The sequence below is a fragment of the Acinetobacter sp. YH12135 genome, from assembly GCF_013418565.1.
GTDB classification, from domain to species: domain Bacteria; phylum Pseudomonadota; class Gammaproteobacteria; order Pseudomonadales; family Moraxellaceae; genus Acinetobacter; species Acinetobacter towneri.
Genome location: NZ_VPBU01000012.1, coordinates 13,778 through 38,369 on the forward strand (window position 1 = coordinate 13,778; position 24,592 = coordinate 38,369).

The window sequence follows — 24,592 nt, forward strand, 5'->3', positions numbered from 1 at the left end:
GTCTAATCAAAGCTGGTCAAGTGATCAGCTTTTTTATTAGAAAGCGCGTGTAAATTTTGAGTATGTAAATAATTTTTAGTCTTTGATCCGCTTTTTTGCTTCATCATAAACAATGTTATCAGCACGCTTTCCAACGGTAATGAGCAAAATAACGACCTGATCATCTTTGACCTGATAAATAAGTCGGACACCCGCTTTTAATAATTTGATTTTATAGCAGCCAGCAAGATCACCTTTAAGCATGTTCTTTGGAATATGTGGCTGCTCAATGACTTTGGCTAATTTTTTCTTGAATTGGTCGCGGATAGCACTCGGAAGCTTTTCCCATTCTGCAGTGAAGTCCTTGTGACGTAAAAGATTATAAGTCATCTAATGTGACTTCCTCGAACATCTCTTTAGGATCATTCATGCGTTTACGGACAAGTGCCAATAGTTCAGCATCTTCTTCTGAAAGCAACGCTTTCTGTACTGGAAGCTTTCCAGTCGTTGCCACATATTCAAGAATATTGGTAAAGAAATCGGTAGGTGAGATACCTTGTTCTTTAAGGATTGAATAAGATTTTTCTTTAAGGGCTTCATCGACCCTGAAATTAACAGTAGCCATCACTTCTCTCAGTTATTGAATGTATGGAAATATTGTAATGCAATATGCATTACAAAGATAGTTTGTATAATAACCATTATGTGAGATCATTTTTATCGTTGAGCTTATTCTAAAATCAATCATCAGCCATCAATAATACTAAGTATTGAATTTATCTTCTCTTGTGTCATACATGGCTCGGAGCAAGAAGATGAGGGACTAATAATTATAGTTTGAATTGGACATTTGCAAGAAGTCTAATCATCTTCCATAGCTTCAACACTAATTCATTATAAAAATAAATGACTTTGCGGTAAGATAAAATCCATTACAGATTATACGTATTTCGATTGAATCTTTTGAAGTCGAATACCTCATAAAAAGGATCAAGGCATGCAACAAGAAGTGATCATTGTAGGCGGTGGTATGGTCGGGCTAAGCTTAGCCTTGATGTTGGCTAAGTCAAACATTGCAGTAAAGTTGCTAGAAGCGATTCAATACCCCAATTATGACGATGCTAACCTTGCGCCGTATCATTCCAGTTTTGATGCACGTAACAGTGCCTTGTCGCGTCGCAGCGTACAAATTTACCAAGAGCTAGGTTTATGGGATGCCTTGCAAGAACATGCTACGCCTATTTTAGAAGTTCAAATTACCGAACAAGGTAGTTTTGGCAAGGCACGTTTATTGGCCGAACAAGAAAAAGTCGAAAGCTTTGGTCAGGTGATTGAAAATGCATGGTTAGGTCGGGTGTTACTGACCGAAGTGCGTAAACAACCTTTGATTGAATTGATTGATGGTGTGCAGGTCACCAGTCTTAAACAAGATGCAGATTTTGCCTATATTGAAGCGGTACGTGGTCAGGAACAATTACAGCTTGCTGCCAAACTACTGATTGCTGCCGATGGTCGTGATTCTTTCTGCCGTAAAGCCTTGGGCATTGGTGCATCGGAACATGATTATGACCAAGTAGCGATTGTGACCACAGTGCAAACCTCCAAGCCGCATGCGCATGTGGGTTTTGAGCGTTTTAGTCACTTAGGGCCTTTGGCGTTGCTGCCCCTGCCAGGTGAATATCGCCGTTCTGTGGTGTGGCCTGTGCCAAAAGGTACAGAACATGAATGGATTGGCGATGAAAATGATCAACACTTTTTAAATGCTTTGCAACAAGCCTATGGTGATCGTGCAGGGAAGTTTGAAAAAACAGGACGTCGTTTTAGTTTTCCATTGTCACAAGTTCTGGCAGAAAAACAGGCGGTTGGTCGCGTTGTACTGATGGGTAATGCAGCGCATACCATTCACCCAGTCGCAGGGCAGGGCTTTAACTTGTGTATGCGAGATGCTTACGTATTATTGCGTTATCTCACCGAACAGGCGGCACAGTCAGCAGATTTAGGCGATGCTGCAATGCTGCGTGACTATGAACAATCGCGTTTGAAAGATCAACAGCGAGTCATTAAATTCTGTGACAGCGTGGTACGTGGATTTAGCAATCAAAACCCAATCCTGAAATTTATGCGTAATACAGGCTTAGTCGCGTTTGATACCATTCCAGGCATTAAACCTTTGGTCGCCAATTATGCCATGGGGTTAAAAGCATGATCACAGCAAATCAACAAACGCAAGTGTTAGATGTCGTCATTATTGGTGGCGGCTTGGTGGGAGGCTTAACTGCACTTTTATTGGCACAAGGGGGTGTGCAGGCTACAGTTTTAGATGCCGCACCTATTTTAGATGCAGAGAAAACCCTTGCAGTTGCCAATCCGCGTGTATTGGCTTTAAGTCAGGCCACCATCCACCTGTTAAAAACAGTCAATGTCTGGTCTAAACTGGCGCGACATATGCCGTATAGCGGCATGCAGGTTTGGAATAAAAATGGCTATGGCGAAATTAACTTTGGGGCAAGTAACGAACGTACACCCGCTATTGAGCAGGCTCTGGGTTCAATGGTCGAGCCAAGCATTTTAAATCTAGCGATTCAGCAGCAAATGTTGCAACAAGTGCAAGATTATCGAACGCAAGTCAAAGTGACCCGTTTAGAGCGTGGTGTTGGCGTTTGGCACATTTATTTGGCCGATGGTACACAATTACAGACTAAGCTAGTCATTGGCGCAGATGGTGCTAACTCCTTTGTGCGCGAACAAGCCTTTATTGATTTTGATGTGTTGGATTATCGTCAGGCAGGTCTAACCTGTGCAATTCGTACTGCGCAGCCGCATCAGCATGTTGCACGTCAAATTTTCTTAGAAACTGGTCCTTTGGCCTATTTACCGATGGCAAGTTTACACGTCGAGCAGGAAGGGCATTGGCAGTCGATTGTTTGGACTTTGCCTGATGACTATGCCGAAGAATATGCCAAACTGAATGATGACGACTTTACCCAACTTTTGACTCGTGAAAGTCATCACATGCTTGGGGAAGTCTTAGAGGCAACCCCACGTGCTATTTTCCCACTGAAAGCACGTGCAGCGCAGCGTTATGTGCAAGATGGTTTGGCACTTATTGGTGATGCCGCGCATGTAATTCATCCGCTTGCAGGGCAGGGCGTGAATATTGGTTGTCTGGATGCAGCCGTACTGTGCGATGTGTTGTTGCATGATTTCAAACGTGGTGTTTGGGCGCATGAGCAAACTTTAAAGCGTTACGAGCATCGTCGTAAAGGACAAAATGATGCCATGATGCATAGTATGTCTGCGATTGGCTGGATGGAAACCACCACTTTATTCCCTGTGGTGTGGGCACGTAACTTTGGTTTAAAACAGGTGGAGCAGCTGCCTGCGTTAAAAGATGCCTTTATGTCACAAGCCAGTGGATTAAGCCTGCTTAAAGACACACGCTACGCGGTTTAAAGCAAAACAGTCGTTTTTTGTACGGTCATACATACCTGATTACGAATTTGGTTAAAAAAGATACGTTTTTTTTAATCTAGACTCTATGCGAAAGGCCAAGAGATTGCTAAATTTCATCGTAATTCATAACCAGTTTTCACTTGGACTAAATTGAAGTCATTTGTGGGGAGATTAAGATGACGGACATGAACGATTACGATGATGTAGAAGATTCAACTGTAGACGAAGATGAAGCGAAAGCGGCTGAAAAAGGTGCAGCAGAATCAGAAGAAGGTGCTGTAGATGGTGATCTTGCAGAAGCAGAAACTCTCACTGTAACTGCCAAACTAAAACAGCGTCAGGCATTGGAAGATGAAGTGGCTGCATTCTTGGCGCGTGGCGGAAAAATTACCGAAGTGCCACCAGATGAGTCTGCGCGCGACTAATCTGTTGAACGTGCTTGCTGAACTTGTTGATTGAATTTATTCGTTGAACTGTTGAGTGAGTTAGGGCGGGATGCTTACTATGCAGGCTGCTCTAATGTTTATCACTTCAAGATAAAAAAGCATCACCTTGTATAAAGGGTGATGCTTTTTTTATGCGCGATGATCGTCATCACAGTTATTGCTCAATCGGCTTATTCAGCTGCTTGGCTTAATTCCAACGCACGTTGATAGGCAATTTTCTTTTTAATCCCTGTTAGATCAGCCGCCAATTGTGATGCTGCTTTTACCGATAAATCTTGCAACAAACGCTGCAATAATTGATCTAATTTTTCTTGTTCCATGTCTTTTTCTTCGCTCGCTCCCCCCACCACCAATACAATTTCACCTTTTTGTTGATGATGATCTGCTGCGATAAATTCAGCCAATTCACCTAAAGTCATTTTTTTAATGGTTTCAAAGGTTTTGGTGATTTCACGGGCAAAGCCAACAGGGCGATCTGCACCAAACACGGCAGCCATATCTTTGACTGAATCTAAAATTCGATGTGGTGCTTCATAAAAAATCAGGGTTTGGGTTTCATCTTTTAGCTTTTCAAGTTGTTGTAATCGCTGTGACTGTTTAGAAGCGAGAAATCCCTGAAAACTAAAGCGATCACTTGGTAAGCCAACCGCACTGAGCGCTGCAATGGCTGCACATGCACCCGGCACAGGAATCACACGAATACCATTGGCTTGTGCTGCACGAACCAGTTTAAAACCTGGGTCGCTAATCAGTGGTGTACCTGCATCGCTAATGAGCGCCATGTCTTCGCCATTGAGTAATTTTTGGACTAAAATATCAATCTTGTTGCTTTCATTGTGTTCATGGCAGGCTGTAAGCGGAGTTGAAATATTAAAATGTTTCATTAATTGTGCAGAGGTGCGGGTATCTTCAGCTGCAATTAGGCTGACCGATTTGAGCACATCAATTGCACGGTAGCTCATATCATCTAAGTGACCAATTGGGGTAGCAACAACAAATAACTGGGCACTCATTGAGTTTTCTCCGTGGGAAATAGCAAACTAAAATAAAAATGATGGAACACGAAACAACAGCAGTATTGGCTTGCGTCTGATACAAGTTACAGACCAAGCGCTTATTCTACCTGAATTGCAGTCTGGCGTGTGAAACTCGCGTCATCGCACTTCAGCGAATACTACGATTGCGCACCATAACAAAATAAAAAAAATCGGATATAGCATGAATCAAAAAACACTGCAGCAAAGCATTGGCACATGGGCAGAGCAGACGGCTTGGCAATATTTACATCAACACGGTTGGCGTATGCTGGAGCAGAATTATCACAGTGTTTTTGGTGAAATAGATGGTATTTTTATTCAAGCAGAACAACTGATTTTTGTAGAAGTTAAAGCGCGTTCGCAAACTGGCTATGGCAAAGCCTACGAAGTGGTGTCTGCATCTAAGCAGCGTAAAATTATGAAAACCGCCATGCAGTTTTTAACAGAATATCCACACTATTCAGAATATTATTGTCGTTTTGATGTGATTTGCTTTGATTTTTCTCAGCAATTTGCAAAAACAGTACAGCAAGACTTTTCCAAATTCCCGTATGATTTGCAATGGATTGAAAATGCTTTTACTTTTGATGCAGACTTGATTAATCTTTGAGTGAAATTTAAAGCAAAAGCATCAGTCGGTGTATTGTTGATCGTGCAAATCTAAGGATGAAATGCACAGCACAAGCCAGAATTGAAAGAAAATAATAGGAGTCTTGCTGAGTGTTCAAGCGTATTGCAGTGACCTTGCTGTGTGTAGCAAGTTTATCGGGTTGTGCAAGTTTTATTTCAAGTGGCACAGGCACTGCGCCAGTGGGTACAGAAAGTGGTGCACGCTCACTTGGGCAAGTGTTTATAGATAACTCTATTGAACGTACTGCAAAAATTAATTTATATAAACTGGATTCACGTTTTAAACAATCACGTGTCAATATAGAAAGTTTTCATGGCAATGTGTTGTTGACAGGGCAAGTGCCTGACGCGCATTTAAAACAGTTGGCAGAAGACAATGTGCGTGCCATGAGTGATGTAAAAACCATCCACAATTATATTACAGTGGGTAATCAAATCAGCTATAGCACCATTATGCAGGACACCACGGTTACTGCAAATACCCGTGGTTTGATTATGAAAGCACCTGTGGTGTCAGACAGCAAAGTGCGTATTCATACCGAAGATGGTGTGTTGTATGTGATGGGACGTTTAAACAATGTAGAATTGCAGGATTTAAACCAAGTGCTACAACAAGTGGGCAATGTCACTAAAATTATTACCCTGATTGATAATATTGAGCTACAACCGAGCAACAATGCGAACTTTGTCAGCCCAATGGTTGCTCCAGAAACACAAACGCCAGTCGCGATTGACCCAGATCAGGTTGAACCGACACATGTTCAATAATGTGGAACACTGGTTTAAACAACTGAATAAAACTTTAGAACAGGCGAAACGTATTTATGAAGAATTTCGCCTGTATAGTTTGGGCAGCTATGCGCTGAACCGTTTAACCCCACGTCAGGGTTATACCGTTCAAAGCAATATTGCTTATGGTTTACGTGCGCGACATCGTCTGGATTTGTACCGCACTACAACACCACGCCCGCAGTGTCCACTCATGGTGTTTGTGCATGGTGGGGCATGGTCACGTGGCGATAAGCAGGATTATCGTTTTGTGGGCGAAGCTTTTGCAAAAGAAGGCTTTGATGTTGCGGTGATGAACTATCAACTCGCGCCACAGCATATTTTTCCCACCTATATTGATGATTTAACTCTTGCACTGAATTACTTGACTCAGCAGCAACACAAACTGGGTATTTCTACGGCACAGGTGGTATTGATGGGACATTCGGCTGGGGCATTTAATGTGATGTCCTTGTTGTACCATCCCCAGCCCTATGCTTTAAGCTGTAAAGATCACATTCGTGCGATTATTGGTTTGGCAGGGCCTTATCATTTTGATTATAAGGATGATCCGCTATGTGCCGATGCCTTTGATCAAGAGGTGCCGTATCAGGATGTGATGCCGTATTATTTTGTGGAGCCGAATTCAGTCAAACACTATTTATTGGTGGCAGAAAAAGATCAAATTGTGGGGGCAAGTAATGCCACAGACTTCGACCACGTATTAAAGAAATATGGCAATCATAGTGAAATTATTGTCATTCCAAAAACAGGGCATGTCAGTGTTATGGCATCGGTGTCGAGTTTGTTTAGTCGTTTCTTTGCGACCAAACGCCAAATTATGCGTGCTTTAGATCAGGCACTTAAAGATGCGTGATGTTGATTGATCTTCTGTGGAAAATGGCAATTAAAAAAACCGTTGCAGCTTATGGGGTGCAACGGTTTTTTAAATGCAAGATTGCGAATTAGACTTATAGCCAAGCTTTGGTGTCATCTGCCACAGGCGTGCCTTGGGTCACATGCATAATCATGGCATGGGCGATACTGCCTTTAAATGGAATATCAGGCAGTTGATCAAACTTAAAGAACTGTGCATCACGAATTTCTTCTTCCTGTAACTGAATTTCACCGCCTGCATATTCAGCTTTAAAGGCGATCATTAAGTTACTTGGAAAAGGCCACGGCTGGCTGGCAAGATACTGAATATTTTTAAGTTGTACGCCAACTTCTTCAAAAGTTTCACGACGTACTGCTTCTTCGAGTGTTTCACCCACTTCAACAAAGCCTGCGATTAAACCGTAAATGGGCAGTTTATTGCGTGCATTACGCGCCAATAAGACTTCATCTTCACCACGAGTAATCACGGTAATGACACATGGATTTACGCGCGGATATTGGTGATAGCCACAAGCAGGGCAGACCATGGCATATTGAGTCGCATGGACTTCGGTTTTATGACCGCAATGGCTGCAGAATTTATGATTGCGACGCCATTCGAGTAACTGAATAGCACGGCTAGCTTGTTCAAACTGTTGGGTGTTCCAGACTTGTAAAAGTTGTCGGATTGGAACCAGTTGAAAGCCTTCAGGGATAGATTCATCTTCAAGTAGATCTCGGGCAATCACTTGATCACCCGAGCTAAAACTTAAATCACTTGCCAACTTTTCCACACGTGGTAATTGGAAGTTTTCATCGACCAAAAGTTGTTGTTGCTGAAAAATATATGCAAGTGAGAGTTCAGTCATTAGGCTACAGTTTTCAATTTTTCACTACTGTCCAATGCTACCTTAAACATGCTTTGCAGAACAGGTTGTTTGTTCTTTAAATTGTCAATCAGCATATCTGCACTGGCAAGCGTATCTAAGATATTGTTGACCTGTTCAGCTGTTAAGTTTTGCCCTGCTTCAACTTGTGCATGAACAAAATCTGCAGATACTTTCAGTGCTTTTTGACCACTTTCAGCATTCAAGAACAACATTGCCCCTGCAACTTCACGAATTTGCGCTGAAGTATGCTCTAAATCTGCAACACTTTGAGTTTGTAGGTGCTGTGTCAGTGTTTGCGTGATTAAGTCAATCAGTAACTTGGTTTCAGTCAGCAAGGCTTCGTGTGCTTCATCTAAACGATCTAGCGAAATGTTCATGTTATTCACACGTAACTGCAAACGGCTAGAGGTGTGGTGACGTTCAAGCACACCGATTGAGTTCATGGCCGATAAAATCACGTTCATTAATTGCTGGGCAAAGTTTTCATCTTTGAGTAATTCAGGACGGCTTAATGATTCAGCTTGGCGTTGTAAGTCCAAATGCGCTTCATTTAAGTTCAAGACTTTAAACAAGTTTGCTAACTCTGTTAATTTGCCTTGTAATTCCAGCGTTTTTTCAGGACTCATGTTTTGATAGTTGTATTCAATATCATTGCGAATTTGTGTCATTTCTGTGGTGACCAAATCGCTAATGGTATGCATGGTGTCAAAATCTGGACCATATAAATGACGGCTGAATACTTGGAGCTGCATGTCGGTGAGTAAGTCTTCACCAATATTCATTTGACTGCGAATATGTTGAGAAATTTCATCTTCTTGACTAATACACAGGCTCAACACATTCGCAAGATCAGACAAGCTGGCGGTAAAGCTTTCTGGCGTAGCAAAGTATTGACGCATATTGTGCTCAATACTAATAAAAGTACGCAAACGTGGCTCATTCAACAACAAGTTATCAATATGGTTAAAGGCAACGTGTACTAAGCCCCAATATTGCTGACTCGGATGTTGTTCTGCCAAACCTGCCAAATACGTTCCTACCAGTTTAATCGCTTGAAGATCCATGGCAGATTCTTCTTGCTTGAGCAGCTTATGTAATGACAGTTTATATAAGCGATGCACATAAGCCGACTTTTCTAAAGAAGGCACTTGCGGCAATTGGAAACTTGGAGTGATGCAGTCCAATAAAGTTTCAATATGCTGACCTTCTTGAGTCAATGGTTTACCCAATGCCAATTCTAAACGGTTTAAAGTGTCGAGTAGGAATTGTGGAATTTTAACTTCACGTAGGCAAATAAACTCAATATAACGCTTGAGCATGGTGGTGCCTTCGCTAAGTGCAATGACTTCCAGCGTATTGATATTGCTTGGATTCCCCATAATTTTACGCATCAGCTCTGCTGAGTATTGCGCAATTTTTGCCAAGCTTTCCATATCAATTAAGGCTAAAACCTGAGCACACTGTTCAAACTGATTCAGTGCATCATCAATCCCAAAAGGCAAAGTTTGATCTTCTGCTAAGGTGCTTACTGCGGATTCAACCAGTTTGATAGAATTATCAACCTCATTTTTTATTATCAGTAAGGCAGTTGGATCAAAATGTATAGAGGTTTGGTAAGACATGGATCTGCACCTTTCCTAGTGTTTTATCTGTTTGTTGGTTCTTTGCAAAATACACAAAGTCCTATTTGCTTTAACTATAACTGAACTGGCAAATCTTTAAATACATAAAATTACAAAACTCGTAGATTTTATTTGTCAAAAAAGCAAGGTTTACCGTGTTTTTCTTCAAATTGTTTGACCCAATTCTCATGTGCAGCCAATTCTTCTTCTGATGGCAGAATCACAGCAAGATCAATATCAATACTTAAACGATCACTTTGACGTTGCTGTTCTTCGCTTGCAGACAGAGCATCCATATCAAAGGCGACTTGTCCGCCAGTCATTGCCAAGTAAACATCGGCTAGAATTTCAGCATCTAGTAATGCGCCGTGGAACGTACGGTCACGCGCAGGAATTTCATAGCGTCTGACGAGCGCATCGAGTGAGTTTTTTTGCCCAGGATGCTTACTTTTTGCCATGAGCAGTGAGTCGGTCACTTCGCATACTTCGGACAAATTGCCCAACCCCGCACGACTGAACTCCATATCTAAGAAGTTCATATCGAAGGTGGCGTTATGCGCAATAATTTCTGCACCTTTAAGATATTGATACAGCACATCGGCAATTTCGGCAAACTTGGGTTTGTCTTTTAAGAACTCATCTGAAATACCGTGAATGTTTTCTGATTCACCGACCAGTTTTTCAGGCTGAATATAAATGTGGATGGAACTGCCCGTGAGTTTACGGTTAATCATTTCCAGCGCACCGACTTCAATAATTCGGTCACCATCTTGATAGTAAAAACCTGTGGTTTCGGTATCTAGAATCAATTGGCGCGGGCCGTGTAGCTCCATTGTGGCAGGGGTGACCACAATATGCGGATGCAATTGAGTTGTGTTCACTGCGTCAACGCGAGCTGATGGATTGGTTTTTTCTGTTTCAGTTTCATCTGTAATGGTTGATTCAGTTGCAGGCACGTTGGTTTCTGCTTCAATGACATGAACAGATGCGCTGATTTCGAGTTCCGTGTCGGTTGCCTGATGAGCTTCCTGAAGCGTATTTTGCATATCTTCTGTTTCAACCTCGGCATCATCGCCCATTAAATCAAAACCAAACGGGTCATCGAGCAACCAGTCAGATTCCGCTTTTTTTTTATCATGTTCTGCTATGTCTACTGCCGATGTGATTAAGGTTGCATTGAGGGTTGGGTTTGAGTCTGCGGTTTTTAACATTTTGCTGACTTGATCTGCACCCACATTGGCGAGTTGATCTGCCATTTCATTGCCTACATGTCCTGCGTGACCTTTAATCCAGTGCCATTCAATTTCACGACCTTGACAGGTGGCATCTAATTTTTGCCAAAGGTCAGGGTTTTTGACATCTTTCCAGTTTTTCTTTTTCCAGCCGTGAATCCACTCGGTAATGCCTTGTTTGACGTAATTGGAGTCAGTCCAAATAATCAGCTTGGCATCCATTGGGCAAAATAAAATGCCTTCAATCGCTGCAGTCAATTCCATACGGTTATTGGTGGTTTGAGCTTCGCCACCATATAATTTATGTTCTTCTTGTTCAGTAACAATATACGCACCCCAGCCACCCAAGCCAGGATTACCACGACAAGCACCATCAACATATAAAGTGATTGTTTGAGACATAAATCAGATCCGCAGGTTGTGCAAAATAAATCAAAATGAAAAGCTATTGTATATCGCAAATTCGGTTTAGACGTGTAAATCCTGTCTATTTTTTAATTTCTTGTAACATTTATAGACGAAACGCGCTAAATTAATGCCTTGTGTCGTTGTCTAGCTCTACTACAATGGCAAGTCTAAAAAATAATTTATATACGAGTTGTTTGGATTTTTTTATGTATAAACCAACCACGCGCATGTGGCAGCCGACTTTACCTTCATTTTTAAAAATTACAGTTTTAGGTTCAGCATTGGCTGCCCTTGGCTTGATGACGGGCTGTAGCTCGACGCAGGGTGCGAGCAAGCCACTCACTTCAAGTCAGGTCGGTTCGGGTTATTTAGATGCCAGTACTTTAGATGGTCTGGAAGATTTACTCTCTGCAACCGATATGCGCGCGGTAGAAGGTGACCGTTTATTAATTTTAAAACACGGTGATGTCTGGAAGCGTATGACCGTTGGTTTCAAAATGGATTTAAACCATTGGAACCCACGTATTGAAGCGCAGCGAGGCTGGTTTATTTCACGTCAACCGTATTTGGATCGTTTAAGTGCGCGTGCGTCACGTTATTTGTATCACACGGTTAAAGAAGCTGAACGTCGTGGTATGCCAACTGAATTGGCGTTGTTACCTGTGATTGAAAGTTCCTATGACCCTGCAGCAACCAGTAGCGCAGCTGCCGCAGGTTTATGGCAGTTCATTCCAAGTACAGGGCGTATTTACGGCTTAAAACAAACTTCGATGTACGATGGTCGCCGAGATGTCGTGGAGTCGACTCGTGCTGCCTATGAGTTTTTGGGCAGTTTGTATAATCAGTTTGGTTCTTGGGAATTGGCATTGGCGGCTTATAACGCAGGCCCGGGTCGTATTCAACAAGCCATTAACCGCAATAAAGCTGCAGGTTTACCAACCGATTATTGGTCTTTAAAACTGCCGCAAGAAACCATGAACTATGTGCCGCGTTTCTTGGCGGTAGCACAAATTATTAAAAGCCCGCATGCTTATGGCGTGTCTTTACCCCCAATTGCCAACCGTCCACACTTCCGTGAAATTAATGTGGGCGCGGTGAATTTAAATGATGTGGCCAATATTACCGGTCTCAGCCGTGCCGAACTGTATTCGCTTAACCCTGGACATCGTGGGGATCGGATTGACACCCAAAGTCCAATGCGTATTTTGATTCCTGCAGATTTAAGCCCAACAGTCGATGCACGATTGAAAAAACTACAAGGTGGTGGCGGTTTATGGGCAAGCAATAGCAGCAACACACCATCGTTTTCATCTTCTGGTGTGACCATTACACCATCTAAATCTGAGCCACCTGCGTTAACGACCAGTACAACAACCAGAACGACTACAGGCAAGCCTGCTGCCTCTACGGCAGTCACAACTACCACTACACCAAGCACAGCATCGACTACAGCCAGTGTTTCAAAACCAGCAACGACTACGCCTACACGTTTGTCACGTACGCCACAAGGTTCGGACGCTTTGGCAGCATTTGCTGCGGGTAGCGATATTCCAAGTGCGCCGCGTATTCCTGTTGCTGTTACACCTGCTGCCAATATTCAGCCTGTGCGGATTGAACCACCAATTTCCAATACTGAGCGTGAGCAAATTCTTGCAGCAGTGCAGGCAGAAGGTAGCAATAAAACTGTAGAAGAAGTGTTGCAGCCTGTGGCTTCTAAAGCAGAACAAGAACAACTTGTGGCTGAGTTAAAACAAATTGCGCCTCAAGGCACTGAAATTGTTGATCCATACGATGGAAAAATTAAGCTGACCGCTATTCAAACCAGTCTGTCTGTTGCAGAGCAGCAAGGTAAAGAATTAACCAAAGGTTTTGCTTACCCGAAAAGTGTGGCAGAAAATACGCGCCTAGATTCAGAAGAAGCAAAGCGTAACCAAGGTAAGAATTATGTGCGTACGGAGTCTGAAGTGGTGGTCGTACCACCAAAAGGCAAACGTACCACGTACACCGTGTTAGCGGGGGACACCTTGGCCAGTATTGCCATGAAAAATGGCTTGAACTGGCGTGATATTGCCAAGTGGAACCAAATTGCTCCAGATGCAACTTTGTATGTGGGCACCAGTATTTATTTATACGACGCCAAGCCACAAGTACAGGCAGAGCCTGCTAAGCCAAAAACCATGCCTGAGCAATACGTGGTGCAAGCCAATGATACCTTAACAGGTGTCGCCAGTCAGTTTGGTTTAACTGTAAAACAATTGGCAGATTTTAATAACTTAAGCACCACCAGTGGCTTATTTGTAGGGCAGCGTCTAAGTTTAAAAGAAACGGCTGCATCTAAAGCCAAAGCAGAAGCCGACAAAAAAGCCGCAGAACAGGCTGCAAAAATCGCAACCAAAACTTACGTAGTGAAGCGTGGCGAATACTTAAAACTGATTGCAGACCGTTATGCCTTGTCAAATCAGGAATTGGCTGATTTAACTCCAGGTTTAAACGCGAACAGTAGCTTATTGGTTGGGCAACGCATTAATGTGCCTGTAAATGAAGTGACTGCACAAAAAACGGAAGCGAGCAAAGCTGAAGCCAGTAAGTCAGAAACAAAAGCAGCAGAGCCAAACTATCCGACTGAATACTACCAAGTACAGCGTGGTGATACTTTATCGAGCATTGCCAACAAAGCCAAAATTTCTTTGGCAGAGCTCGCCAGTTTAAATAATATAAGCACGCAAAGCGGTGTGCGCATTGGTCAAACCCTCAAAGTGCCTGCAGGTGTCAATGTGCCTGAGCGTTATACGGTACAACGTGGCGATACCTTATCGGCGATTTCGACAAAATATAATCTCAGCCAAGACTATATTGCAGACTTAAACAATCTAAGCCGTAACAGTGGTTTAAGAGCAGGACAAATTCTTAAACTCACGGGTGATGTTCCTGAGAAAAAAGCCCAAGTTGAAGCGGTGGCTGAAACCACCAATGATATTCACGTGGTCAAAGCAGGGGAAACTTTAAGCAGTATTGCGCGCCAATATAAATTGCAATTGAATTATTTGGCAGAGCTGAATGATCTTTCACGTACTGCCAATGTCCGCATTGGACAGCGCTTAAAAGTCGATGCCAGCGCTGCAAAAAATGAAGTAAAAACAGAGGTCGTAAGTGCTGCGAAAAGCAGCAGTAGTAAAGCCACCGAAACTTATACCGTTAAAAGTGGTGAGTCTTTAAATTCGATTGCCAGCCGTGTGGGTGTGTCGGTTGCAGAATTGGCGAGTTTAAATAACTTAACGCCACGTTCAGGTTTACGCATTGGACAAAATATTCAAGTTCCCAAAACCGTAACTGAATATAAAGTGAAACGTGGGGATACGCTGATTGGCTTATCCAGTCGTTATGGCATCGACACCAAAGCATTGGCAGATTTAAATGATATGCAGCCAAATACTCAATTGCGTATTGGCGATGTGATTAAAGTCCCGAATCTGTAAAGTTTAATCCTGAGGATGTCATGTTTTGACGGCATCCTCAGGAATACTGCACAAGGAGCTGTGTGCATGTCATTTGCCATAAAAAAGACACATCAATATCTGGGCTGTATTTTAGGTTGTGTGGTCTTGCCGCAGTTTGGATGGGCTGCGTTACAAACCACGCCCTATATTGCCGTACATAGCCAGCCTCAGTATGTGGGGCGCTCGGCTATGCCTTATGCCAACCCGCAAGCGCCCAAAGGTGGCGATTTAATTCGTGCCAGTAATGGCACTTTTGATAATTTAAATGACATGAATGGCAAGGGCAGCTCAACCGATGGGGTGAGTTTTATATTCGATTCACTCATGAGCAGTTCTTTAGATGAGCCGGGGGTGATGTATCCCTTATTGGCAGAAAAAGTCAGCTATGACCCCAAGCAAACTGCATTTGTCATTTTTCATTTAAATCCTAAAGCTAAATTTAGTGATGGCAGCCCAGTTACAGCAGATGATGTGAAATTCAGTTTTGATGCTTTTCAGACCAAGTCTAATCCAGGTTTGCAAATGTATTTATCCGATTTAGATAAAACCACGGTCTTGTCTAAGCATCAGGTTAAAGTCAGTTTTAAATCCACTAACAATGCAGAAATGCCGCTGATTTTGTCGCAAATGCCAATCTATTCTAAAAAAGACTGGCAAAAGCGTGACTTTACCCGCATCACACTAGAACCGATTTTAGGTTCAGGGCCGTATCTTATTGAGCGGATTGATGCAGGGCGCAGCATTACTTATAAGCGTAATCCAAATTATTGGGGCAAAGATTTACCCGTAAATAAAGGGCGCTATAATTTTGACCGCCTGAAGTATGTTTATTATCGCAATCTGGATATTGCCTTCGAAGGGTTTAAGTCGGGGCAATACACGTTGCATGAAGAATATACCGCACGAAAATGGGTCACTGAATATCGTTTTCCTGCTGTGAATGCGGGCATGGTGGTCAAGCATAAATTTCAGCACCAAAACCCAATTCCGACCCAAAGTTTTGTTTTTAATACCCGCAGACATGCGTTTCAGGATATTCGTTTTAGGCAGGCTTTAACCTACGCTTATGATTTTGAATGGCAAAACAAAGCCTTGTTCTATGGGCAATATCGCCGTTTGCAAAGTTATTTTTCTAACAGTGAATTAGAAGCCAAAGGCACACCTTCAGCCGCAGAATTGTCTGTTTTAAAACCCTATTTGGCCAAGCTGCATCCTATTCAACGCCAAGGCGTATTGCAAAATTGGCAGTATCCTGTGACTGATGCCAGTGGCTTTAACCGTAACGGCTTGCTTAAAGCCCGTGAATTGCTTTTGAAAGCGGGTTATCGTTTTCAGCAAGGTAAATTGGTCGATGCCAAAGGCAAAGCCATTCAAATTGAATTTTTAATTCATCAGGATGGTTTGCAACGCACATTAGTGCCTTTTGTGCGCAATATGAAACGTCTGGGCGTTACGGTAAATATTCGGCATGTCGATGTGCCGCAATATATTGAACGCATGCGCCGTGCCGATTTTGATATGACCACCAGTGTCATGCCGCAATCTTTAAGTCCAGGCAATGAGCAAGCACAGCTTTGGAGTAGTGCTGCCGCAGATCAACCAGGAAACTATAATTACGCAGGCATTAAAAACCCAGTAATTGATGAAGTGGTACAACAGTTGATTCGTGCGCCTAATCGTGAACAATTGATTGTGCGTACCAAAGTTTTGGATCGTTTATTGCGTGCGGGGTATTATCAAATTCCAACCTATGGCAAAGGTGAAAACTGGTATGCCTATTGGAATATGTATCGTCAGCCCGCCATCAAACCTAAACTATCGGCAGGAATTGATTATTGGTGGAGTGATGCTGCCCAAGCCAAGAAAGTTGCACATTATTTACGTCAACAATAACGATTTTAAAACTCAAGCATGACAGTGTTTGCGATAAACCAGAACATTGCCAAAAGGTAAGTACATGGGCACATACATACTCAAAAGATTGCTCCTGATTATTCCAACCTTGTTTTTCATTTTATTGATTAACTTTGTGGTGATTCAAATTGCACCGGGCGGTCCAGTCGAACAGGCGATTCAGCAAGCCGAAGCCTTTCAGGGCATGGGGGCGACAGGCGGTGAAACTGCTGCAACCTCCAATAGCAGCAATTATCAAGGTGCTAAAGGTTTAAGTGATGAAATGGTCGCAAAAATCGAAGCGCAATATGGATTCGATAAACCTGCACATGAACGCTTTTGGCAAATGCTCACCAGCTATGTGCAGTTCGATTTTGGCACCAGCTTTTTTAAAGATAAACCTGTGACCCAATTGTTATGGGAAAAATTACCTGTATCGCTATCTTTAGGTTTATGGAGCACCTTGCTGATTTATTTAATTTCTATTCCTTTAGGCATTAAAAAAGCCCGTCAGCATGGCTTGTTGTTTGATAAAGCCACTTCTATTTTGTTGGCGATTGGCTATGCCATTCCTGCGTTTGCCTTTGCTATTTTACTGATTGTATTTTTTGCAGGCGGTTCATATTTTCAGTGGTTTCCTTTACAGGGTTTGGTGTCTGAAAACTTTGCTCAATTGAGTCTGTGGGGAAAAATCACCGATTATTTTTGGCACATGACTTTGCCTTTATTGGCGATGGTGATTGGTGGTTTTGCAGGGCTGACCTATCTGACCAAATATTCATTTATGGAAGAATTAAACAAACAATATGTGTTGGCGGCACGTTCTAAAGGTCTTACTGAATCGCGTGTGTTATATGGGCATGTGTTTCGTAATGCCATGCTGATTGTGATTGCAGGTTTACCCGAAGCGTTGGTGAGTATTTTCTTTGTTGGGAATTTATTCATCGAAATTATTTTTAATTTAGATGGATTAGGCCTGCTTGGTTTTGAGGCGATTGTACAGCGTGATTATCCTGTAATTTTTGGCACTTTGTTTATTTTTACCTTATTGGGCTTAATTCTACGCTTAATCAGCGATGTGTTATATCAGGTGATTGACCCACGTATTAGTTTTGAATCGCGAGGGGCAAAATAATGTCACCGATCATGCAGGCGCGTGTGCAGCGTTTTAAACAGAATAAATTGGGTTTGGGTTGTTTCATTGTCTTTATCATTATTTTTGTGTTGTCTTTGGCGGCAGAACTGATTGCCAATGATAAACCGTTATTGGTCAAATATGAGCAATCTTTATATCTGCCAGTGTTCAAGGCTTATCCTGAAACGACCTTTGGCGGTGTATTTGAAACCGAAGCAGATTATAAAGACCCAGTGGTGCAACAACTGATTGCAGACCGAGGATGGGCAGTTTGGCCGCTCATTGAGTTTTCTTACCAGACCCCGAATTTAGATTTGGCCGTTCCTGTACCTTCTGCACCAACTGCACAAAATTGGCTAGGTACAGATGACCAAGGGCGCGATGTGTTGGCGCGAATTTTATATGGCTTGCGTGTATCGTTGTTATTTGGCTTTGCATTGACTTTTGCATCGGCAGCTTTGGGCATTTTGGTCGGGGCAATTCAGGGCTACTATGGCGGCTGGGTCGATTTAATTGGTCAGCGCGTTTTAGAGGTGTGGGGTGGTTTACCGATGCTGTTCATGGTGATGATTTTGGTCAGCATGTTTACCCCAAGTGTGTATTGGCTATTTGTGATTATGCTGTTATTTGGCTGGACGACACTGGTCGGCTTGGTTCGAGCAGAATTTTTACGCGCCCGAAATTTTGACTATGTCCGTGCAGCGCGAAGTTTAGGCGTAACCGATCGTACCATTATGTTTCGGCATATTTTACCCAATGCCATGAGTTCGAGTTTGTCGCAGTTGCCATTTATGCTAACCGCCAATATTACAGCTTTAACCGCACTGGATTTTTTAGGTTACGGCTTATCGCCCGATGCAGCATCTTTAGGGGAGTTGTTGTTACAAGGTAAAAATAATTTAAATGCACCGTGGTTGGCATTGTCAGGCTTTTTTACCTTAGCAATTGTGCTGTCCTTGTTAATTTATATTGGGGAGGCGACCCGTGATGCATTCGATCCAAGACGTTAATTCTTCAACTGCATCACAGCCTGCAGTATTGCTAACAGTCAGTCATCTGCGTATTCAGCAGCAACAGGTTTTATTGCACGATTTAAACTTTGAGCTGCATGCAGGCGAAACCATTGCTTTGGTTGGTGAAAGTGGTTCTGGAAAATCTATTAGTAGTTTGGCATTGCTGGGTTTATTGCCCGAACATTTACAGGTGCAAGGTCAGGCAGTCTTTGCAGAACAAGATTTACTTCGCCTTAAACCGCAACAATTGCGACAAGTTCGTGGTCAAAAAATTGCCATGATTTTTCAGGAACCAATGACGGCTTTAAATCCGTTGCATCGAGTGGAAAAAATTATTGGTGAAAGTTTATTACTCCAAGGTTGGAGCAAAGAAAAAACGCGTGCTCGGGTGCTGCAATTACTTGCAGATGTCGGCATTCCACAGCCTGAAGAAAAACTAAAGCGTTATCCACATGAATTATCTGGGGGGCAACGTCAGCGAGTGATGATCGCAATGGCGTTGGCACTCGATCCCGATATTTTAATTGCTGATGAACCAACTACGGCTTTAGATGTGACTTTGCAGGCGCAGATTTTGGATTTATTAAAAAGCCTGCAAGTGCGTCGTAATATGGCCATGATTTTGATCAGCCACGATTTGAATTTAGTCAAACACTATGCAGATCGGGTAATTGTAATGAATCAGGGGCGGGTCGAAGAACAGGGCAGTGTGGCAGATATTTTTAATAGACCGCAGCAAGCCTATACCCAAAACTTGTTGAATCATGATTTTGGTGAAGCTTTGCAGGTTGATGAGTTGCCGACCATTTTGGAGTTGGAGCAGGTTGCTGTGAAATTCCCGATTAAACAAGGCTTGCTGAATCGGGTTAAAGATTATGTGGTTGCGGTTGAGCCGTTAAGCTTGCAACTTCCGCAAGGTCAATCTATTGGTATTGTCGGTGAAAGTGGTTCGGGTAAAAGTTCATTGGCACTTGCAATTGCACGATTGATTGAAAGTGAGGGAAAAATTGAACTACTTGGGCAAGATCTGAATCAACTGAATGAACGCCAATTGCGTCCCTTACGTCAGCAGTTTCAAATTGTATTTCAAGACCCGTTTAGCAGCTTAAATCCACGTTTAAATGTGGAGCAAACCATTGGTGAGGGTTTGGCATTGCAACAATTGTCCAAGCCTGAAATCATCCAGCGCATTGATGAAGCTCTAAGCAAAGTGGAATTGCCTGTGAGTTTTAAACAACGCTATCCGCATGAATTGTCGGGTGGGCAACGACAACGGATTGCATTAGCACGCGCGTTGGTGCTGCGTCCTAAACTGTTAATTATGGATGAGCCGACTTCTGCCTTAGACCGTACCACGCAACGTGCTGTCGTGCAGCTGTTACGCCGTTTGCAGCAGCAAGAACAGATGAGCTATTTGTTTATTAGCCACGATTTGCAAGTGGTGAAAGCACTGTGTCAAAAAGTGTTGGTGCTGCATCAAGCGAAAGTCATGGAATTTCAAGATACTGTACAGTTATTTAGCCATCCGCAAACAGAATATACCCGTCAATTGATTGCTGCCAGTGAGTATTAAACCTTCAATATTTTTAAACAGCTATTTCGGCTGGCTGACTTGTTTTACCATTTTGACAATAAGATTTGTCAAAATGGCATTGACCTGTTCCGAAAAATCTTTAGAGTAAAAAAGACCAATAAAACACAATACGGAACAGTGTATGAGCCATCTTGCCGAAACAATTCAGATTCGTAATACCATGTTTAAAAATCGCATCATTAAAGGCGCGATGAGTGAGGCGCTTGCCAACACGGCAGGGCAGCCGAATAGCCTGCATTTAGGTCTATATGAAGCATGGGCAAAAGGTGGTTTGGGCTGTGCCATCACTGGCAACGTAATGGTCGATTTACGTGCCAAAAATGAACCGGGTGTTGTGGGAATTGAATCAGACCGAGATATAGAAAAGCTCAAACAGTGGGCAGAAGTTGGTAAACGTTATGGCATGGTGCAATTGGTACAGTTGTCACATCCTGGGCGGCAATGTCCGAAAGGTTTGAATAAAGAAACGGTTGCACCTTCGGCTGTGCCTTTTAGTCCAAGTTTAGCTTTGAGTTTTGGTACACCACGTGAACTACATGAAGATGAAATCCTCGATATTATTCAGCGTTTTGCCAAAGCTGCACAGATTTGTGAGCAAGCGGGCTTTGAAGGGATTCAACTGCATGGTGCGCATGGCTATTTGATCAGCCAGTTTTTATCGCCACTGACCAATAAACGCCAAGACCAATGGGGCGGCAATATTGAAAACCGTATGCGCTTTTTGATGCAAATTTATCAAGCGGTACGTGCAGCGACCTCAGACAATTTTATTGTATCAGTCAAACTAAACTCTGCAGATTTTCAACGTGGCGGCATCACTGAAGAAGAAGTGATTAGCGTGTTTAAAGCCATGGATGAAGCAGGTATAGATATGATTGAAATTTCAGGTGGTACTTATGAAGCACCCGCGATGGCAGGCTCTAAAGCTGATAAACGTAAACCAAGTACCATTGCCCGTGAAGCCTATTTTTTATCTTTTGCGGAATTGATTCGCAGTCAGGTGAAATGCCACTTAATGGTGACAGGTGGTTTTAGAACGGTAGTTGCCATGAATGCTGCTTTGGACAGTGGTGCATGTGACTTTATTGGGATCGCCCGACCATTTGCGGTAGAAACCGATTTAGCCAACCGTTTGTTGGCGGGTCAAGATGTACGTTACGGGGTCGATAAAATTAAAACTGGTATCCCGATGATTGATAAAATGGCAATTATGGAAATTATTTGGTATGCCGCGCAGTTCAAAGCAATTGCACAAGGCAAGCGTCCAAACCCAAAACTCTCGCCTTTAAAAGTCTTTTTCAAATATTTAAAAGGCAATTTAACTGCGGTGATTAAAGGACAGGTCAACTCACGTAAATCAGCTTGATTCGTATTTTTCAAACCTCAGTGGACGGATTCAAAGCTTAAACTATGGTTTTTGAATCAGTCCGCACAGATTGAAATATAAAACTAATGCGTTAGATAGCAAAAAGCCCAAGTCATATTGATTGGGCTTTTTGTTGAGATGTAAACATCTCGAATATGGCGTCCCTACGGGGATTCGAACCCCGGTTACCGCCGTGAAAGGGCGATGTCCTAGGCCTCTAGACGATAGGGACAAATAGAAGTTTATATTTTTAAACCATGTAACAACCAATGCAGTTGTTGAGAATATGGCGTCCCTACGGGGATTCGAACCCCGGTTACCGCCGTGAAAGGGCGATGTCCTAGGCCTCTAGACGATAGGGACTTAAAAAAATATCTACTTCTGAAATTGGCGTCCCTACGGGGATTCGAACCCCGGTTACCGCCGTGAAAGGGCGATGTCCTAGGCCTCTAGACGATAGGGACGTTTCAGAGGTGGGCGTATAATAGGGCGTATAAGGGGGGGTGTCAAACGCTTTTCTGCAATAATTCTGAAAAAAATGTTCAACTGAATAAAATTAAAACTATTCTGCTGTCGTGATACGTTTGAAGCGGTAAAAATCATGCTTTTCAAGTTATTTTTAAATGGACACATTTATTAGAGCAGCATGATTTTCTTTGTATTTTGCAGTATTCATTGCTAATCAACACAACTCAAAAAACAAGGCAATCCGAAGATCGCCCCTATTGTTTTACATCATCGCTAAAAAAGCATTATGATTTTTTGTGATAAATCATGTAATAACTGAGATAGCACAACACAATAAAAATCATACAGCCAATAAAACCTGCCAGCATTTCAGGGTCAAACACCATACTTAAGCAAGTAATAAAACAGAACACAAAACCTAAAATAGGCACTATTGGAAATAGCGGTGCAGCAAAACCTAAGTCCTGCACGGTTTTACCTTGTTTATACCATTGGCGACGGAAGTTAAACTGGCTTAAACAAATGCTCATCCAGACCACGACCATGGTAAATGCAGCCACACCCAAGAGGTTTTTAAAGATGGTTTCAGGCGCAAATTGTTCAGACAATAAACCTGGCATTGCACCGAGCATGGTGACCATGACTGCAATATAAGGAATACCACGCGCATTCACCTTAGAAAAAATCTGTGGTAATTGCTTTTGGTGTGAGAGCGACCACATCATTCGTGAAGCTGCAAATAAACCTGAGTTCGCTGCAGAGAGTAACGCTGTGATAATCACAAAACGAATAATATCTTCCGCATAAGGAATACCAATCTGATTAAACACCGTTACAAAAGGACTGCTGCTTACACCTTCTGCAGCCAAACCTGCAGCCTGATGTGGTAGCAAGGCACTAATCACCACAATGGTACCTACAAAGAAAATCAACAGACGGAAAATTGCGGTATTGATTGCTTTAGGCACGTTTTTGGCAGGGTCTTTGGTTTCACCTGCGGCAACACCAATCAACTCTGTACCTGAAAAGGCGAAATTAACAATTAACATGGTGGCAAAAATAGGGAATAGCCCTTCAGGAAACCAACCTTGTGCGGTTAAATTGCTAAATAAAGGTGCAGAGGTATAACCTTGATAAGACACAGCACCTAAAATTGCCATTAAACCCAAAACGATAAAGGCAATGACAGTCACGACTTTGACCAAAGATAGCCAAAACTCAGATTCTGCAAACAAGCGCGTGGAAATCATATTCAAACCAAATACAACGCCACCAAAAATCAGTGTCCAAATCCACATGGAAATATGCGGGAACCATTCCTGCATTAGCAACGCAGCGGCGGTAAATTCTGTGCCTAAAGTGACCGACCACGTGAGCCAATATAACCAAGTGATGGTATAGCCCGTGCCAGGTCCAATATATTGTTTGGCGTATGCCCCAAATGAACCTGAAACAGGCATGTGTACGGCAAGCTCGCCCAAACACAGCATCACCATATAGGCAATTAAACCACCAAAAATATAAGCGATGATGGCGCCAACGGGGCCTGTTTGTGCAATGACTTCACCTGAGCCTAAAAATAGACCTGTGCCAATAGCACCGCCCAGTGAAATCATAACCAAATGTCGAGTGCTCATCGCACGTTTTAAAGGCATAGTATTGCCTTGATGCACAGCATCATTTTGATGATTCGATGACGGCATAAGTGATAGGAGAAAAAATGAAATGAAGCGAAGTATTGTAGAGAAAAACTACAAATCTGCAATCTTGAAATAATAAATTTGGATTAGAAATGATCGTATAGCACGATAAATGGCGTCCCTACGGGGATTTGAACCCCGGTTACCGCCGTGAAAGGGCGATGTCCTAGGCCTCTAGACGATAGGGACGTTGCGAGGTGATGCGTATATTATGAATTTTTAGCGACAGTGTCAAACCTGAATCTAAAAAAACTGCCGCACTATTTGTAATTTGCTTAAAAACAATACATCTTTAAAAATAAATCAGTGCATGTAAATTTGAATACGGTGCATCATTTTAATGATCAGGGGTTTGATATTGCTTTTCAGTGGTTGTTGTTTGTGTGGCTGCGGGTTGAGTGCTTGGTTTAGGTTGAGCAGGCTCACGATTCACAATATAAAGATACAACGCAGAAGGCGCGAGAATGACCAAAACCAAGACAATTTTTTTCAACATGGCAGAATCAATAACACAAATTGGAATATTGCCATTATAACCAAAGCCAGCTCAAAAGACTGCATGCATAAAAGCTGATTCGCAGTAAA

At 42.6% G+C, this 24,592-nt stretch carries 20 protein-coding genes and 4 tRNA genes; 12 read left to right on the forward strand and 12 right to left on the reverse strand.

The window, feature by feature from the left end:
• Nucleotides 1–75: 75 nt before the first annotated feature.
• Nucleotides 76–369 carry a type II toxin-antitoxin system RelE/ParE family toxin gene (locus FTU70_RS08310; RefSeq protein WP_004970510.1) on the reverse strand — a complete coding sequence of 98 codons (294 nt, stop codon included), beginning with the start codon at nt 367–369 and terminating at the stop codon, nt 76–78.
• Nucleotides 359–604 carry a type II toxin-antitoxin system RelB/DinJ family antitoxin gene (locus tag FTU70_RS08315; RefSeq protein ID WP_004970507.1) on the reverse strand — a complete coding sequence of 82 codons (246 nt, stop codon included), beginning with the start codon at nt 602–604 and terminating at the stop codon, nt 359–361. Before FTU70_RS08315 ends, FTU70_RS08310 begins: the two co-directional genes overlap by 11 nt.
• A gap of 372 nt (nt 605–976) precedes the next feature.
• On the opposite strand from FTU70_RS08315, the gene ubiH reads away from it, so the two are divergent.
• The 3 genes from ubiH to FTU70_RS08330 all read left to right on the forward strand — a co-directional run bounded on the left by ubiH (nt 977) and on the right by FTU70_RS08330 (nt 3,857).
• Nucleotides 977–2,185 carry a 2-octaprenyl-6-methoxyphenyl hydroxylase gene (gene ubiH, locus FTU70_RS08320; protein WP_104852300.1) on the forward strand — a complete coding sequence of 403 codons (1,209 nt, stop codon included), beginning with the start codon at nt 977–979 and terminating at the stop codon, nt 2,183–2,185.
• Entirely contained in the window at nt 2,182–3,432 is a 1,251-nt protein-coding gene (locus FTU70_RS08325; RefSeq protein ID WP_180060441.1) for an FAD-dependent monooxygenase, read from the forward strand. The genes ubiH and FTU70_RS08325 overlap by 4 nt, the downstream gene beginning before the upstream one ends.
• A 176-nt stretch (nt 3,433–3,608) precedes the next feature.
• Nucleotides 3,609–3,857, forward strand: coding sequence for a hypothetical protein (locus FTU70_RS08330; RefSeq protein WP_004972644.1), 249 nt, complete (start codon nt 3,609–3,611; stop codon nt 3,855–3,857).
• Between the two features lie 191 nt (nt 3,858–4,048).
• On the opposite strand, the gene rsmI is transcribed toward FTU70_RS08330, so the two are convergent.
• A complete protein-coding gene (rsmI, locus tag FTU70_RS08335; protein WP_178319212.1) occupies nt 4,049–4,891 on the reverse strand; it encodes a 16S rRNA (cytidine(1402)-2'-O)-methyltransferase in 843 nt (280 codons plus the stop codon).
• A 205-nt stretch (nt 4,892–5,096) separates the two neighbouring features.
• Between rsmI and FTU70_RS08340 the strand changes: the two genes are divergently transcribed.
• The 3 genes from FTU70_RS08340 to FTU70_RS08350 all read left to right on the forward strand — a co-directional run bounded on the left by FTU70_RS08340 (nt 5,097) and on the right by FTU70_RS08350 (nt 7,190).
• Nucleotides 5,097–5,525: a YraN family protein gene (locus tag FTU70_RS08340; RefSeq protein ID WP_004972647.1), complete on the forward strand. Its 429-nt coding sequence runs from the start codon at nt 5,097–5,099 to the stop codon at nt 5,523–5,525.
• 110 nt (nt 5,526–5,635) lie between these two features.
• Nucleotides 5,636–6,313 carry a BON domain-containing protein gene (locus FTU70_RS08345; protein WP_180060442.1) on the forward strand — a complete coding sequence of 226 codons (678 nt, stop codon included), beginning with the start codon at nt 5,636–5,638 and terminating at the stop codon, nt 6,311–6,313.
• Nucleotides 6,303–7,190, forward strand: a complete 888-nt coding sequence (locus FTU70_RS08350) for an alpha/beta hydrolase (RefSeq protein WP_104852296.1) — start codon at nt 6,303–6,305, stop codon at nt 7,188–7,190. Before FTU70_RS08345 ends, FTU70_RS08350 begins: the two co-directional genes overlap by 11 nt.
• 94 nt (nt 7,191–7,284) lie before the next feature.
• Here FTU70_RS08350 and nudC read toward each other — a convergent pair whose 3' ends face one another.
• The 3 genes from nudC to dnaQ all read right to left on the reverse strand — a co-directional run bounded on the left by nudC (nt 7,285) and on the right by dnaQ (nt 11,335).
• Entirely contained in the window at nt 7,285–8,058 is a 774-nt protein-coding gene (gene nudC, locus FTU70_RS08355) for an NAD(+) diphosphatase (RefSeq protein ID WP_096902169.1), read from the reverse strand.
• Nucleotides 8,058–9,701, reverse strand: coding sequence for a chemotaxis protein (locus FTU70_RS08360; protein ID WP_096902171.1), 1,644 nt, complete (start codon nt 9,699–9,701; stop codon nt 8,058–8,060). The genes nudC and FTU70_RS08360 overlap by 1 nt, the downstream gene beginning before the upstream one ends.
• 128 nt (nt 9,702–9,829) lie before the next feature.
• Nucleotides 9,830–11,335: a DNA polymerase III subunit epsilon gene (gene dnaQ / locus FTU70_RS08365; protein WP_180060443.1), complete on the reverse strand. Its 1,506-nt coding sequence runs from the start codon at nt 11,333–11,335 to the stop codon at nt 9,830–9,832.
• A 212-nt stretch (nt 11,336–11,547) separates the two neighbouring features.
• Between dnaQ and FTU70_RS08370 the strand changes: the two genes are divergently transcribed.
• The 6 genes from FTU70_RS08370 to FTU70_RS08395 all read left to right on the forward strand — a co-directional run bounded on the left by FTU70_RS08370 (nt 11,548) and on the right by FTU70_RS08395 (nt 21,839).
• On the forward strand, nt 11,548–14,817 hold the full coding sequence (locus tag FTU70_RS08370; RefSeq protein WP_180060444.1) for a LysM peptidoglycan-binding domain-containing protein: 3,270 nt from the start codon (nt 11,548–11,550) through the stop codon (nt 14,815–14,817).
• Nucleotides 14,818–14,883: 66 nt separating this feature from the next.
• Entirely contained in the window at nt 14,884–16,731 is a 1,848-nt protein-coding gene (locus tag FTU70_RS08375; protein WP_004972660.1) for an extracellular solute-binding protein, read from the forward strand.
• Between the two features lie 64 nt (nt 16,732–16,795).
• On the forward strand, nt 16,796–17,866 hold the full coding sequence (locus tag FTU70_RS08380; protein ID WP_004972662.1) for a microcin C ABC transporter permease YejB: 1,071 nt from the start codon (nt 16,796–16,798) through the stop codon (nt 17,864–17,866).
• Entirely contained in the window at nt 17,866–18,876 is a 1,011-nt protein-coding gene (locus tag FTU70_RS08385; protein ID WP_179988923.1) for an ABC transporter permease, read from the forward strand. Before FTU70_RS08380 ends, FTU70_RS08385 begins: the two co-directional genes overlap by 1 nt.
• Complete coding sequence (locus FTU70_RS08390) at nt 18,854–20,452, forward strand: ABC transporter ATP-binding protein (RefSeq protein WP_179996132.1); 1,599 nt, start codon at nt 18,854–18,856, stop codon at nt 20,450–20,452. The genes FTU70_RS08385 and FTU70_RS08390 overlap by 23 nt, the downstream gene beginning before the upstream one ends.
• A gap of 142 nt (nt 20,453–20,594) precedes the next feature.
• Nucleotides 20,595–21,839, forward strand: a complete 1,245-nt coding sequence (locus tag FTU70_RS08395; protein WP_004972669.1) for an NADH:flavin oxidoreductase/NADH oxidase family protein — start codon at nt 20,595–20,597, stop codon at nt 21,837–21,839.
• Between the two features lie 156 nt (nt 21,840–21,995).
• On the opposite strand, the gene FTU70_RS08400 is transcribed toward FTU70_RS08395, so the two are convergent.
• The 6 genes from FTU70_RS08400 to FTU70_RS08425 form a co-directional block, all read right to left on the reverse strand.
• Nucleotides 21,996–22,071, reverse strand: a tRNA-Glu gene (locus FTU70_RS08400).
• Nucleotides 22,072–22,126: 55 nt separating this feature from the next.
• Nucleotides 22,127–22,202, reverse strand: a tRNA-Glu gene (locus FTU70_RS08405).
• A 25-nt stretch (nt 22,203–22,227) separates the two neighbouring features.
• Nucleotides 22,228–22,303: transfer RNA gene (locus FTU70_RS08410), tRNA-Glu, on the reverse strand.
• 288 nt (nt 22,304–22,591) lie between these two features.
• Nucleotides 22,592–24,010: an amino acid permease gene (locus FTU70_RS08415; protein WP_026438458.1), complete on the reverse strand. Its 1,419-nt coding sequence runs from the start codon at nt 24,008–24,010 to the stop codon at nt 22,592–22,594.
• 110 nt (nt 24,011–24,120) lie between these two features.
• A tRNA-Glu gene (locus FTU70_RS08420) sits at nt 24,121–24,196 on the reverse strand.
• 148 nt (nt 24,197–24,344) lie between these two features.
• Nucleotides 24,345–24,503 carry a hypothetical protein gene (locus FTU70_RS08425; RefSeq protein WP_004972674.1) on the reverse strand — a complete coding sequence of 53 codons (159 nt, stop codon included), beginning with the start codon at nt 24,501–24,503 and terminating at the stop codon, nt 24,345–24,347.
• Between the last annotated feature and the right edge of the window lie 89 nt (nt 24,504–24,592).

What these genes read in the sequence shown, in the direction of transcription:
- FTU70_RS08380 (WP_004972662.1), top strand. Translation starts at nt 16,796, where the DNA reads ATGGGCACATACATACTCAAAAGATTGCTCCTGATTATTCCAACCTTG.
- FTU70_RS08340 (WP_004972647.1), top strand. Translation starts at nt 5,097, where the DNA reads ATGAATCAAAAAACACTGCAGCAAAGCATTGGCACATGGGCAGAGCAG.
- FTU70_RS08415 (WP_026438458.1), bottom strand. Translation starts at nt 24,010, where the DNA reads ATGCCGTCATCGAATCATCAAAATGATGCTGTGCATCAAGGCAATACT.
- FTU70_RS08395 (WP_004972669.1), top strand. Translation starts at nt 20,595, where the DNA reads ATGAGCCATCTTGCCGAAACAATTCAGATTCGTAATACCATGTTTAAA.
- dnaQ (WP_180060443.1), bottom strand. Translation starts at nt 11,335, where the DNA reads ATGTCTCAAACAATCACTTTATATGTTGATGGTGCTTGTCGTGGTAAT.
- FTU70_RS08390 (WP_179996132.1), top strand. Translation starts at nt 18,854, where the DNA reads ATGCATTCGATCCAAGACGTTAATTCTTCAACTGCATCACAGCCTGCA.
- FTU70_RS08350 (WP_104852296.1), top strand. Translation starts at nt 6,303, where the DNA reads ATGTTCAATAATGTGGAACACTGGTTTAAACAACTGAATAAAACTTTA.
- ubiH (WP_104852300.1), top strand. Translation starts at nt 977, where the DNA reads ATGCAACAAGAAGTGATCATTGTAGGCGGTGGTATGGTCGGGCTAAGC.
- FTU70_RS08375 (WP_004972660.1), top strand. Translation starts at nt 14,884, where the DNA reads ATGTCATTTGCCATAAAAAAGACACATCAATATCTGGGCTGTATTTTA.
- FTU70_RS08370 (WP_180060444.1), top strand. Translation starts at nt 11,548, where the DNA reads ATGTATAAACCAACCACGCGCATGTGGCAGCCGACTTTACCTTCATTT.
- FTU70_RS08310 (WP_004970510.1), bottom strand. Translation starts at nt 369, where the DNA reads ATGACTTATAATCTTTTACGTCACAAGGACTTCACTGCAGAATGGGAA.
- nudC (WP_096902169.1), bottom strand. Translation starts at nt 8,058, where the DNA reads ATGACTGAACTCTCACTTGCATATATTTTTCAGCAACAACAACTTTTG.
- FTU70_RS08315 (WP_004970507.1), bottom strand. Translation starts at nt 604, where the DNA reads ATGGCTACTGTTAATTTCAGGGTCGATGAAGCCCTTAAAGAAAAATCT.
- FTU70_RS08325 (WP_180060441.1), top strand. Translation starts at nt 2,182, where the DNA reads ATGATCACAGCAAATCAACAAACGCAAGTGTTAGATGTCGTCATTATT.
- rsmI (WP_178319212.1), bottom strand. Translation starts at nt 4,891, where the DNA reads ATGAGTGCCCAGTTATTTGTTGTTGCTACCCCAATTGGTCACTTAGAT.
- FTU70_RS08360 (WP_096902171.1), bottom strand. Translation starts at nt 9,701, where the DNA reads ATGTCTTACCAAACCTCTATACATTTTGATCCAACTGCCTTACTGATA.
- FTU70_RS08425 (WP_004972674.1), bottom strand. Translation starts at nt 24,503, where the DNA reads ATGTTGAAAAAAATTGTCTTGGTTTTGGTCATTCTCGCGCCTTCTGCG.
- FTU70_RS08330 (WP_004972644.1), top strand. Translation starts at nt 3,609, where the DNA reads ATGACGGACATGAACGATTACGATGATGTAGAAGATTCAACTGTAGAC.
- FTU70_RS08385 (WP_179988923.1), top strand. Translation starts at nt 17,866, where the DNA reads ATGTCACCGATCATGCAGGCGCGTGTGCAGCGTTTTAAACAGAATAAA.